An 11,720-nucleotide genomic window follows, 5' to 3' on the forward strand; every position below is an offset into this window, starting at 1 on the left:
GTTACAGGGGAGTGGATGTCGCCCCGGCTCGGCCACGATCGACCTTGTCGAAGAACTGTTGGGAGCGGTCCATCACGCTTGCATTGCCGCCGCACAGGGCATACCCCCACATCGCTTCGACTCGCAGCTGGTCGTACAACGGGCGGCCGATGATTTCCAGCACCGTCTCCTTGGCCGATTCGATGGCGGCTTGATCGCAGCGCAGGATTCGCTGTACCAGCGCGTCGGTCTCGTCCATCAGCTTCTCGTGCGGCACCACTCGAGCGACCATGTTCGCCGTCAGCGCGCGCTCGGCAGAGACCGGCTCGCCGGTCAGTAGCATCTCCATTGCAAACCCGACACCGCAGGTGTTGACCAGGCGCGGAATGCCGCCGTCAGCCGGATGCATTCCGCGGCGCACCTCGAAGGTGCCGAACTGGGCGCGCTCCGAGGCAATACGTATGTCACACGCCATCGCCAGCTCGACGCCGTGCCCGACGCACCAGCCGTTGATCGCGGCGACGATGGGCTTGGTGATGCGCGACAGCGGTCCCCTTGTGATCCCGCACAGGCCGTCCTCCAGACGTTCGCGTCCGACCATCGGCCCGACGGTCTGCCACTCGGGCGCATGGGTTTTCAGGTCGGCGCCCGCGGTGAACGCATCGCCTGTTCCGGTGATCACGGCGACGCGCAGGGCTGGGTCGTCGCGAAAGTCGCGCCAGATGCCACACAGCAGCTCGTGGGCCTCGATGTCGATGGCGTTCTTTACTTCTGGGCGGTTGAGCGTGATGTAGGCAACCTCATCACGCTTCTCGTACAGCACCTTTGCTGACATGACAGGACCTTCCTAGCTCGTCCGATTGGAGTCGAGGATTGCGGGCAGGGCTGAGCGGTGGAAACCGTCGAACGGTGCATTGTGCTGGACGGGTTGCAGTTCCCACCAGCCCGGTTTGGCGTTCGGCGCGCCACCGTCGACCCGGATACAGGTTCCGGTGATGAAGCTGGCGGCCGGCGAAAGCAGGAAAACCACTGTCGCGGAAACCTCTGCCTCTGTTCCAAAGCGCTGCAACGGGATCTCGCGTGCGACCTGATTTCGGATGAAGTCGGTGTCCTTGCTGTCGTAGGTGTCCAGCCCGCTCGACGCGATGGACCCGGGCGCGATCGTGTTCACCCGCACCCCCGCGGCGGCCCACTCGGTAGCGGCCGACTCACTCAGCGTCAGCATGCCGCCCCGAGCCGCCGCCGAGTGCGCGAAATGTGGCCAGCCGTGCCAGATGTCGGCGATCATGTTCACGATGGCGCCGCCGTGCTCCCGCATCCACTTGGTGTAAACCTCGCGCATCACGATGAACCCGCCGGTCAGGTTGTTGCGCACCACCGCTTCGAAACCCTTGGTGGTGATGGTCTCCAGGGGTGCCCGGTATTGGCCGCCGGCGTTGTTGAACAGCCCGTCGATGCGTCCGTGCTCGGCGAGGATCGCGTCGACGACGTCGCCGACGGCGGCTTCGTCGCGGATGTCGGCGGTATGGACGGAGACTCGCCCGCCGTCGGAGCCGATCTCGGATCGCACGGCACCGAGTTTGTCGGCGTTGCGGCCGACGATCGCCACGTCAGCGCCCAGCGCGGCGAGTTCGTGGGCGGTGCATCGCCCGATTCCGCTGCCTCCGCCGGTGATCACCACCGTTTGGCCGGCGAAGACTTCTTGCTTGAACACTGACTGATAGGTCACGGCTACTCTCCTCGAAGCTGTTGGCGTAGAGTCGCTTTCTGCACCTTTCCACTGGCGGTCTGGGGCAGCGAGTCGATCAGGTGGATCTCCTTGGGAACCTTGTATCCGGCGATCAGACCGCGGCAATGTGACACAAGCTCGGAGACGTCACCGGGCGCGTCAGGGTAGCGGACAACGAAGGCCACCACCCGTTCGCCCCACTTTTCGTCGGGTGCGCCGACCACGGCGACCGATCGAACCGACGGATGCGCCGCCAACGCCCGCTCGACCTCGGCTGAGTAGATGTTCTCGCCGCCACTGACGATCATGTCCTTGAGTCGGTCGACGAGAAAGACGTTGCCGTTCTGGTCGCGAACGCCGGCATCGCCGGTGTGATACCAGCCGTCGACGATCGCTGCGGCGGTTGCGTCGGGCTTGTTCAGGTAACCGCTGAACATCCACGGGGAGCGCACCAACACTTCGCCCGCTTCGCCGGCGGCTAGGTCGCGTCCGCTCGGGTCCACGATTCGCAGTTCGACTCCGCGCATTGGTTGGCCGCATGATGTCAGCAGGTCAGGATTGTCGAGTCGGTGCTGTTCGGGCCGCAGCAGCGTGATGATGAATGTCTCGGTGGTTCCGTAGAACTGGACGAATTCGCAGCCGAACGTGTCCAGCGCTCGTTGTAGGGTGTGCTGTCCGATGGGCGAGCCGGCGTAGAGAATTCGGCGCAACGACGAGTAGTCGGTCGGCTGTCCCGATTTGTGGTCCAACAGCATCTGCAGGGCGGTGGGGACCAGGCACGTCACGGTGGGCCGGTGTGCCTCGACGGCGAATTTGAAGGCGGTTGGCTCGAACGCCGAGAGCGTCGCCAATGTCGCGCCGTGATACAGCGCTGGGAGCGACACCAAGGTGCCCGCGAGGTGAAAGTTCGGCATGACCATCAGGCCGACGTCAGTGGAGTCCCAGCGCACCGACGGCTCCGTCTCCGCGGCGCGGAACCAATTCATCAGGGCGCCATGCGTAATCGGCACCCCCTTAGGGGCGGCGGTGGTGCCCGACGTATAGCCGAGCAGAGCGGTCGCGCTGTCGGTCACGACGACATCCGGGTCCGCGCGGCTGCCACCTGAAAACCACCGCTCTAACTCGTCTTCTGAGACGACCTGTACGGCCGGGCTCGTCGCCTGGCGGACCCGCTCGGCGAGCTCGGTGAAGTCACGCCCCGCGAAGATCAGCGATATCTTCGCGTCCTGCACGACTTCCACAAGTTCTGCTGGCGCGCTGCGCCAGTTCAGCGGCGTGAGCGCACACCCCGCCTTGCTGACGCCCAACCAGACCTCGAAGAACGCAGCGGAGTTCTTGCCCAGGAAGCCCACATGCGAGCTGGGCCGTAGGCCCGCCGCGGCCAGCGTATTGGCGATGCGGTTCGATCGGTCGTTGAGCTGGGTGTATGTGACCACACGTCCGCCGTCGATCAATGCGGCCTTGTTCGGCGTCCTGGCCGACCAGACGCGTGCCATGTCGGGGAGGGAACGGATATCAGCTGTGACGGTCAATTCGCGGCCTTGACTAAATATATTAATGGTCAGACCGTAGCGAGGAGAGCGGCCTTGGTCAAGACCTACTGGTACCGGGGCGCACATCGACAAAGCCGCCGGCGCTATTGCTCCTGCTTATCACCAAGACTCAGCGTGAAATTCCGGATATTCGCGGAGTGCGCGTCATCGGCCGAACTGCTTTCGTTCTGCGTAGCAAGATCCTTCGCAATACGGAGCAGCCCGGGCCCTTCGTCGACGAGCAACTGACTTAATCCCAGTGCGGCGCAGGTTCTCAGCGCGGGTGCCAGGACTTCTCGTGCTTCATCCGTATCGTCGGCCGCGGCTAGGCAGCGTGCAAGTTGGAGCGTGGCGCGTAGCTGCGCGCGCGGGCGTCTGTCCCGATCAACATGCTCCAGACGAGCGCGGGCGCGCTGGCACGCCGCTGCCAGCGCTGCCGGCGTCCCGTCGATCAAGAGCAATCTGATTTGCGCATCCTCGGCAAGTTCGGCTGTGACATCGGCGATTTCGTCGAGCGATTGATAGCCTGGGTTCCGGATTTGTCGTGCCGTCGACTCGTCGATCGGCTCGGTCGACATCTCGGCAAGTCGAGCAGTTTCATCGAGCAAACCAGCCTCTAGCCGCGGAAGTTGCAGCTTCCTGGCGACATCCAGACCTTCGGCAAGTCGGCGGCCGGCACCCGCCGTGTCGCCGCGGGCGAATTTCAGGCGAGCCCCGGTGCCGAATGAGGCAAGCATGAAGTCGACGATGCCGCCTTCGGCACCGAGTTCGTAGGCGTCGTCGAGCAATGCCTCCGCTTCGTCGAGTTGACCGCGCTCGTAGAGAAGTTCACCTAACAGGGATCCAGCGAGCTTTGCGGCGTACGTGGGACGTCCGGACGGCAGCAGCGCGATGCGTATCGCGTGTCGCAGGTGCGCTTCGGCGCCGGCGACGTCGAGCTGCTCGTTCGAGGCGATCGCCGAGAAACAGTCTCCGTAGGCGACGGTGAGCGCCCCGGAGATGCGCTGGTGGTATTGGCGTCCCCACTTCTGCCAGCGCAGCGCGTCGTCGAAGTCGAACACCTGGATGGCACGAAACGAGCCGACATCGGCTGCCCGGCCGAGTATCCAGGGGTGCAGCGTGTCCGCCCTGTCGAGACATGCCTGCACGACATCGGCGGCGGCGGAGGTGTCCAGACGGTCCTGGAAAGCGGCGACTACTGCGCGAATCAGGTCCATCTCGGCGCGCAGGTCGCCGGCTTGCTCGGCCGGGACCGAGTCGATAGCGGCCTCAGCCGACCGAAGCGCGTCGGTTACCGCAGTGACGCGGTGCAGGATGGCGTTTGCCCACGCGAGGTCGACTTGCAGCCTCGGGCGCGCATCGGCGAATTGCATTGGCAGCTTGGCCGCAAGCCCGATCAGCGTGCTCATCTGGGATCGCTCAATCAGGTCTGGGGCCGCTTGTTCAACCGCATCGGCTGCCTGCCGCGCGTCTCCGGCCAGATTCAGGTGATCCACGGCCTGGCTGAGCATCTTGTGTTCCGAAAACCACTGTGCGGCCTTGCGATGTAGTTCCGGTATGCGATCTTCCGCGTCACGCTGGAGGCGGTGCAGAAGGTAGTCGGCGAACAGGTGGTGGTATTGGAACCAGGACCCTTCGGTGTCGGTGCTGCGCAGGAAGAGATCACGTGTTTCGATCTCTTCGAGGATGCTTTGGCAACCCCGGTTACCCGTGAGCGCGGTGGCCAGCCCGCTGCAGATCTGTTTGGTGATGCAGGTCGACAGCAGGAAATCGAGGAGATCGGGCTCCAGGCTGTCCAGGACGTTGGAGGCCAGATACTCGCCTATCGCTTTGTGCCGCCCGGACAGATTCTGGATCAGCGTGGAGGGATCGGAATGTCCACGAAGCGATAACGACACCAGCTGCAAGGCGGCTGCCCATCCGTCGGTGAAGTCGTCGAGTTCGGCGATATTGCCTGTGGTGAGGTCGAGGCCGCACTGATCGACCAGCAGGGCCTGGGACTCGCCCGCATCGAACTTGAGCAGCGAGGAGTCGATTTCGACGAGTTCTCCCTGGACCGCCATCGTGGACAGCGGTAGTCCCGCGCGCGTACGACTTGTCACGATCAGATGCAGGTGATGGCAACCATTTTCCAGCAAATAGGCGAGCGTGTTCGTGGTTTCGGCGCTGCTTACCCGATGCCAGTCTTCCATCACCAGCGCGAGAGTCTGCTTGTCCGAATGCAGGCGATTGATCAAGGCATTCACGACGTATTGTTGCGCGTTTTCGAGGTGTCCTTCGAATTCTTGTTGCAAGGTGTCCGCGAGGTCTGGCAGGGTGCGCCGAATCGCCTCGATCAGGTGGGCCAGAAACCAGGCCGTGTTGTTGTCGTCGCCGTCGATGGCCAACCATGCGGTCTGTGTGCCCCGTCCCGTGAGCACATTGGCCCACTGCGCTGCCAAGGTGCTTTTGCCGTATCCGGCGGGAGCGTGGATCAGGACCAGTTTTGATCGTGGCCCCGACCCGAGCCGGTCTAGGATTCGTCGCCTAGGCACCATGGGCCGAGTGAATGTCGGCGGGCGGAATCGTGTGGGCGAGCTCGGCGGATAGTGCGCCCGCCGGACTGAGGCCGACCCGTCCGACCGCAATCCGAGTACCGCCGAATGCACCTCTGCGACAGCAGCTTCCGTGCCATCGGCCGGTCTGCCGGCGTCGGCCGGCGGTGGTGGCAATTCCAGTGGAAGGTCGGCGATGTTGAGTCCGACTTGGGTGGCGGCCGTCCGCAGGATGTCACCGAATGCTGCCGCAGAGCTTGGGCGGCGTGCCGGGTCGATATCCAACCCGAGTTCCAAGGCCGAGCAGATCGGGTCTGGGACGCCCTTGGCGCGGAGATCGGGGATCGGGCCCGCCTGTACCCGCCGAACAAACGCAATGGGATTTTCGCCTGCTGCAAAAGGAAAAGGCGGGCCGCCGTTGAGCAGGGTGAAGACAGTGGTCGCCAGACCGTAAACGTCCGCAGCCGTGGAGGCGGGGCGACCCTCGAACAGCTCAGGTGCGGTGTACGACAGGGATCCAACCAAGGTGTTGGGGGAGGTCTCGCGGCTACCCGTGATGCGCGCAATACCGAAATCGCTGAGCTGCGGCTCCCCGTAATCCGTCAGAAGGACGTTGGCGGGCTTGACATCACGATGAAGAACACCCGCGCGGTGGGCGGTTTCCAGAGCGCCGGCCAGGCGCACCCCTATCGTCATCGCTTCACGGACGCCGAACGGTCCGTTGTCGCGTATCCAGGCACCGAGCGTGTTCCGGCGGTGATACTGCATCACGATGTAAGGGCGCCCGGTGAAGGTTATCCCGCTATGCAGCACGGGCACGATGTTCGGGTGCCCGGAGACCCGCCCCATCGCCCGCTGCTCGCCCGCGAACTGTTCGAGGTCGACATCGTCTTGATCGGAACTGAGCACCTTTACCGCGACGACCCGGTCCAGCGACGGTTCGCTGCAGCGATACACGACTCCGAATCCGCCGCGGCCCACCGGTTCGGCGTCGTGGTAGCCCTCTGCCTCCAGCTCGGCGACAATCCCCAACGCGGGGCCGCGCTGAGTGGCATCGGGACCGGCTGTCATGGCCCGGTTCCACAGAGTCCGTTGGCGCGCTGCAGTTCCGCGGATCGAATCCGACCTGTAAGCATTTTCATTACCGAAGCCTTCGTTGCAGCCGCTAATCGTACTCCCGCAAGTCAGGCCGACGGCGAACCCGCGTGTTCTCGAACAGGCAGGTTGGTCGAACGTCAGGTCGTGCTGGTGCTCAATTCGTGCGTCCGAGCGCGTTTGTCGAGATACCTCTCGCGGGTGACGAGATACACGGGGAACGCCATCGACACGCCGATGTAGGACAAGGCCACGAAGATCCATCCCCACTTATAGCCGAGTCCAATCCGCTTGCTGTCGAACACGACCCACACCATGAACACGAGCCAGGCGATAGCCATATCGATGCTGAGGAACGCGGCCGTGCCGCCCGGGGCCATCGCGTCGCCGAAGAACTCGACCGGGTTCAGGATGTTCCCGCCGGCGGACATCCACCGAAATGCGTGTGGCCAGGTCAACACCAGCGCCACGACACCGGCGAGGATGAAAAAGCCGTGCCGAATGTTGGTGGATGTGATTGCGGATGCTGGTATCGGCATCTGATAGTTCCTGACGTAGGCGCCATGGGGTTCGCGGTTTCGTTTGGGGAGGCGACGTTTTCGGTGATCTGATGAGTGGTGACGGCGCGTCCTTCCTGCATATTCTAGAGAGTCACCTCGGACCAGTCGTCCCTCTAGGGGGGCAAGATGGAGTTCGCTTTGAACGAGAATCCCTCCGACGGGTGATTGCGTCCCAGTCCTGGCGCACGGTTGGGTAATTGTGACGCCGCGAGGCGTGACGAACCAGCTTCCAGTCAGCGCTTTCCGCCTCACGCAAGGAGTTTCGGACTCATGAATCCCTATGAGGTCGGGCATCTGTTCACGTATCGATTGGAGCTTGCGCCACCACAAGTCATCGGCCCGGTTCCTGGCGACGTGCGCGTCGACTTTCCGATTGTCGGCGGTGAGATCACCGGCCCGCGTCTGCAAGGCAGCGTAAAGCCAGGCGGGGCAGACTTCGGCACGCTGCGGACCGACGGCGTCTTCCTGGTCGACGTTCGGGGCACGCTGGAGAGCCGTGATGGCGCCTTGATCGAGATCACCTACACCGGGGTGATGGACTTGGGCCCGGACGGCTACGAAAAGTTCCTCAGGGGCCAGGTACCCGCCACCGCCGCCGTGCACGCCGCTCCACGTTTCCGGACCGCGCATCCGGACTATGCGTGGATGAACCGTCTGCACTGCATTTCCATCGGTCAGGCGACGCCGGCAACGCCGGAAGTCCTGTTCGACGTATACGCGCTCAAATAGGGCTCGCACGATTCGAAGACCATGCCGATCACGCCCGAGAATTATGCCTACATAATTCCAGCAGGCAAAAACTACGGGTGTTGAGGAGTGAGCGGGGAACGCATCGGGTCTTCGGCGCGTATCAGATTCTCGTCATGGCGGTTGATCGCGCCGATGAAGGAAACGTGATCACGAGTCGCGATCGCGGCGACGATGTCGTCGTGCACGTTGAGACTCTCGGCAAGCAGCGGCTGGTATCCCGCGACGAAGACCGCGCGAGTCAGTACCACCTCGATGCTGGTGACCAGCATCGTGTGCATGCCTTCCAGAACCGGGATGTGCGCTGCCGCGGCAAGCACCCCGTGGAATTCCAACACGGCGTCGAAATACTCGCGTGCCTCCGAGGTGCTGCGCATGACTACCATCGCCGCGCGCATCGCCGCGACATCGTTTCCGGTTGCTCGCTCGAAAGCGGCTTTCGTGAGCCCGAATTCGAGGTAGAGCCGGGCTTCGAAGAGGTCCAACGGATGCGGGTTGGACGGCTGGAACCACAGGTCGAGAATGCCGATGCGAACCTGCGGCGGCGCCGAAGCCACCGTAATTCCGCCGCCAGGCCCCGGTCGGACTGACACCAGGTCGCGGTCACGCAGAATGCGCAGCGTCTCGTTCATCACCGTCGGGCTGATACCGAACCGGTCCATGATCTCCGACCGCCGGCCCAGGTGAGCGCCGACCGGAAGGCGGCCGTTGAGAATCTCCTCCTCGAGGTCGGCCGCAACGCGCTCGGCACGCGACGACCGCACCGGGTTCATTCTTCCCTGTGCCGCCTCGAGGCCTCTGCCGCTCACGTACCCGCTAGCCATTCCGTAGATGGTAGACGGTTGACGGCGTGGGCCCGGCCCGGATGACACGGGTACGCGGTGACAACATGCAATCCAGCATAGATTGTGTGTGTACATTATATTCAGCAGACCCGGCCGATGGCGCGTGTCCGCAGTTGTCGGCAAGCTCGTGACGCCCCGATCAGGGTCAGGCCACCGAATTTGCCTGGCCGACATTGGATTCGACGTTCGACTGGGCAAACGACATCCGACCCGTCGACTTGCTGGCTCACGAAAATTGCTGCGAGCCAGATGATTTGAGAGTTGAATGTCGGGATCGGTGAGCCCCACTTTGCGACGTCGCGAACCCGATGCCGTCAGATGGGCAGCCGACCTGACCGGCGCGTCTGTCACCGCTTGGCCGTCTGGATGGCGGGAAGTGACCCCGATGGGGGAGTCTTTATCCCTCGTGGTGGAGCAGTCACCGGGCTGTGTGCCTCGCTAGCGTTCCAACATGCCGACGGCTGGCCGCGACTATGTGCAGTTGCGGGCGACTGGGGGCGTCCTGGCGGCGGGGGTATGCCCAGGTATGCCAGGGCGCGGCCGAGTCCGCTCGCATGACGCAGCGCGCCCAGCACCGGTGGGCACGTGCACATTCCGGGAGCCCCGGTGCTGACCGCGTATGCGCTCACGAAGCCCGTCCGTGCGGTCGGGGGCTTCTTTGCGATGTCCCTGGACACCTTGACGTGTATGTTCAAGCCGCCGCTGGCCTGGCACGAGTACCTGCTTCAAAGCTGGTTCGTGGCGCGCGTCTCGATGCTGCCGGCGCTGATGATGACCTTGCCGTACTCGGTGATCCTGACCTTCATCTTCAACATTCTGCTGACCGAGATCGGTGCCGGCGACTTCTCCGGAACCGGCGCAGCGATCGGCACCGTGAACCAGATCGCCCCGATTGTCACTGTCCTGGTGGTCTCCGGCGCGGGCTCCACCGCGATGTGCGCGGACCTGGGTGCGCGTACGATTCGCGAGGAACTCGACGCGTTGCGGGTGATGGGTATCAATCCCATTCAGGCGCTGGTGGTTCCGCGCGTGCTGGCAGCCACCACGGTGGCTTTGGCGCTGGAGTCGGCGGTGACCGTCGTCGGACTGACCGGCGCCTTCTTTTTCACCGTTTACGTCCAGCACGTCTCGGCGGGCGCCTTCGTGACCGGTCTGACGACGCTGACCGGCCTCGCCGACGTCATCGTCTCGCTGATCAAGGCAACGCTATTCGGGATGGCAGCCGGGCTGATCGCCTGCTACATGGGCATCTCGGTCGGCGGTGGTCCCGCCGGCGTCGGCAATGCGGTCAACGAGACGGTGGTATTCACCTTCATGGTGTTGTTCGCGATCAATGTCATCGTGACCGCCGTCGGCATCCAGTTCACGGTGTCGTGAGGTGAACCGATGAGTCACGCCGCGAGCCTTCCGACCGACCTGCCGCCGCGCCTGCGACGCATGGGCGACGCCATCGGACACGAATGGAACCGCGTCGGATCCCAGATGCGTTTCTACGCAGGCACATTGGGGTCGATTCCGGATGCTGTGGTCAACTACCGCGGCGAGTTGCTGCGGCTGATCGCCCAAATGGGTTTGGGCGCAGCGGCGCTGGCCATGATCGGTGGGACCGTGGTGATTGTCGGCTTCCTGACGATGACCACCGGTGCCCTGGTCGCCGTGCAAGGCTACAACCAGTTGGCCTCCGTGGGAATCGAGGCGCTGACCGGGTTCGCGTCGGCGTACTTCAATGTTCGGCTCATCGTCCCCGGAACCGCCTCGGTCGCGCTGTCGGCCACCATCGGCGCCGGCGCCACCGCTCAGATGGGCGCAATGCGGATCAACGAGGAGATCGACGCGCTCGAGGTGATCGGCATTCGCAGCGTCAGCTATCTGGCGTCCACCCGGGTCGTCGCCGGGATCGTCGTGGTGATCCCGCTCTACTGCGTCGCGATCATGATGGCCTTTCTGGCATCGCGGGCCGGTACCACCGCAATCTATGGCCAGGGCTCCGGCGTCTACGATCACTACTTCAATACGTTCCTGAGTCCCCGCGACATCATCTGGTCGTTCTTTCAGGTGGTGGCCATCACGATCGTGGTCATGCTCGTCCACACCTATTACGGCTACACGGCGCACGGCGGGCCGGCCGGGGTCGGGGAGGCCGTCGGCCGGGCCGTACGCACCTCGATGGTGGTCGCGGCGGTGGAGATCGTGATGATCACGCTCGCCGTCTACGGCCAGTCCGGCAACTTCCATCTGGCGGGCTAGCGGAATGAAACGCAAATCGGGCCAACAACATCGGATCCCCACCGCGTGGTGGACGGTGATCCTGCTGGTGGCTGTGGCGGTGTTCCTGTTCGTCACCACGGCGGCGTTCGCCGGAACGTTCAGATCGTATGTACCGGTGACCCTGACGTCGGATCGAGCGGGACTGGTGATGGAGACCGGGGCCAAGGTCGAGATGCGGGGCGTCCAGGTTGGCCGCGTCGGCCAGATCAGTGACGCCAAGAACCGGGCCGGCTTGACGCTCGAGATCGACCCCGACGAAATCCGGTATATCCCGGCCAATGTGGAAGCACAGATCAGTGCCACCACCGCGTTCGGTGCCAAGTTCGTCGAGCTGCTGTATCCGGAGAAACCGAGTCGTGCCCGGCTGGCCGCCGGCGCGGTGCTGCATTCGAAGAACGTCAGTACAGAGATCAATACGGTCTTCGAAAATG

The 11,720-nt window shown here is 63.7% G+C and carries 10 protein-coding genes; 4 read left to right on the forward strand and 6 right to left on the reverse strand.

Annotated elements, in window-relative coordinates; genetic code table 11:
- Position 1: 1 nt before the first annotated feature.
- The 5 genes from VML93_RS30060 to VML93_RS30080 all read right to left on the reverse strand — a co-directional run bounded on the left by VML93_RS30060 (position 2) and on the right by VML93_RS30080 (position 7,408).
- The gene (locus VML93_RS30060) at positions 2-814 is read right to left on the reverse strand and encodes an enoyl-CoA hydratase/isomerase family protein (protein ID WP_325616137.1); all 813 of its coding nucleotides are present in this window, start codon (positions 812-814) and stop codon (positions 2-4) included.
- Between the two features lie 12 nt (positions 815-826).
- Positions 827-1,708, reverse strand: a complete 882-nt coding sequence (locus VML93_RS30065) for an SDR family oxidoreductase (RefSeq protein ID WP_325616139.1) — start codon at positions 1,706-1,708, stop codon at positions 827-829.
- 2 nt (positions 1,709-1,710) lie between these two features.
- Positions 1,711-3,204, reverse strand: coding sequence for a class I adenylate-forming enzyme family protein (locus tag VML93_RS30070; RefSeq protein ID WP_325616141.1), 1,494 nt, complete (start codon positions 3,202-3,204; stop codon positions 1,711-1,713).
- 140 nt (positions 3,205-3,344) lie between these two features.
- Positions 3,345-6,845, reverse strand: coding sequence for a protein kinase domain-containing protein (locus tag VML93_RS30075; protein WP_325616154.1), 3,501 nt, complete (start codon positions 6,843-6,845; stop codon positions 3,345-3,347).
- Positions 6,846-7,009: 164 nt separating this feature from the next.
- The gene (locus VML93_RS30080) at positions 7,010-7,408 is read right to left on the reverse strand and encodes a DUF2834 domain-containing protein (RefSeq protein WP_325616143.1); all 399 of its coding nucleotides are present in this window, start codon (positions 7,406-7,408) and stop codon (positions 7,010-7,012) included.
- A gap of 291 nt (positions 7,409-7,699) precedes the next feature.
- On the opposite strand from VML93_RS30080, the gene VML93_RS30085 reads away from it, so the two are divergent.
- Complete coding sequence (locus VML93_RS30085) at positions 7,700-8,158, forward strand: DUF3237 domain-containing protein (RefSeq protein ID WP_325616146.1); 459 nt, start codon at positions 7,700-7,702, stop codon at positions 8,156-8,158.
- A gap of 71 nt (positions 8,159-8,229) precedes the next feature.
- On the opposite strand, the gene VML93_RS30090 is transcribed toward VML93_RS30085, so the two are convergent.
- Complete coding sequence (locus VML93_RS30090) at positions 8,230-9,000, reverse strand: FadR/GntR family transcriptional regulator (protein ID WP_325616148.1); 771 nt, start codon at positions 8,998-9,000, stop codon at positions 8,230-8,232.
- A gap of 684 nt (positions 9,001-9,684) precedes the next feature.
- On the opposite strand from VML93_RS30090, the gene VML93_RS30095 reads away from it, so the two are divergent.
- The 3 genes from VML93_RS30095 to VML93_RS30105 form a co-directional block, all read left to right on the forward strand.
- The gene (locus VML93_RS30095) at positions 9,685-10,398 is read left to right on the forward strand and encodes an ABC transporter permease (RefSeq protein WP_325616156.1); all 714 of its coding nucleotides are present in this window, start codon (positions 9,685-9,687) and stop codon (positions 10,396-10,398) included.
- 60 nt (positions 10,399-10,458) lie between these two features.
- A complete protein-coding gene (locus tag VML93_RS30100; RefSeq protein WP_325616158.1) occupies positions 10,459-11,268 on the forward strand; it encodes an ABC transporter permease in 810 nt (269 codons plus the stop codon).
- Positions 11,269-11,272: 4 nt separating this feature from the next.
- Positions 11,273-11,720 (forward strand): MlaD family protein (locus tag VML93_RS30105; protein ID WP_325616150.1); only part of this gene is annotated, 448 nt, incomplete at its 3' end.

The sequence above is a fragment of the Mycobacterium sp. genome (genome assembly GCF_035499775.1).
GTDB lineage: Bacteria > Actinomycetota > Actinomycetes > Mycobacteriales > Mycobacteriaceae > Mycobacterium.

Coding starts and splice junctions, on each gene's coding strand:
- VML93_RS30085 (WP_325616146.1), top strand. CDS start 7,700: ATGAATCCCTATGAGGTCGGGCATCTGTTCACGTATCGATTGGAGCTT.
- VML93_RS30060 (WP_325616137.1), bottom strand. CDS start 814: ATGTCAGCAAAGGTGCTGTACGAGAAGCGTGATGAGGTTGCCTACATC.
- VML93_RS30100 (WP_325616158.1), top strand. CDS start 10,459: ATGGGCGACGCCATCGGACACGAATGGAACCGCGTCGGATCCCAGATG.
- VML93_RS30080 (WP_325616143.1), bottom strand. CDS start 7,408: ATGCCGATACCAGCATCCGCAATCACATCCACCAACATTCGGCACGGC.
- VML93_RS30070 (WP_325616141.1), bottom strand. CDS start 3,204: ATGGCACGCGTCTGGTCGGCCAGGACGCCGAACAAGGCCGCATTGATC.
- VML93_RS30095 (WP_325616156.1), top strand. CDS start 9,685: ATGTCCCTGGACACCTTGACGTGTATGTTCAAGCCGCCGCTGGCCTGG.
- VML93_RS30090 (WP_325616148.1), bottom strand. CDS start 9,000: ATGGCTAGCGGGTACGTGAGCGGCAGAGGCCTCGAGGCGGCACAGGGA.
- VML93_RS30075 (WP_325616154.1), bottom strand. CDS start 6,845: ATGACAGCCGGTCCCGATGCCACTCAGCGCGGCCCCGCGTTGGGGATT.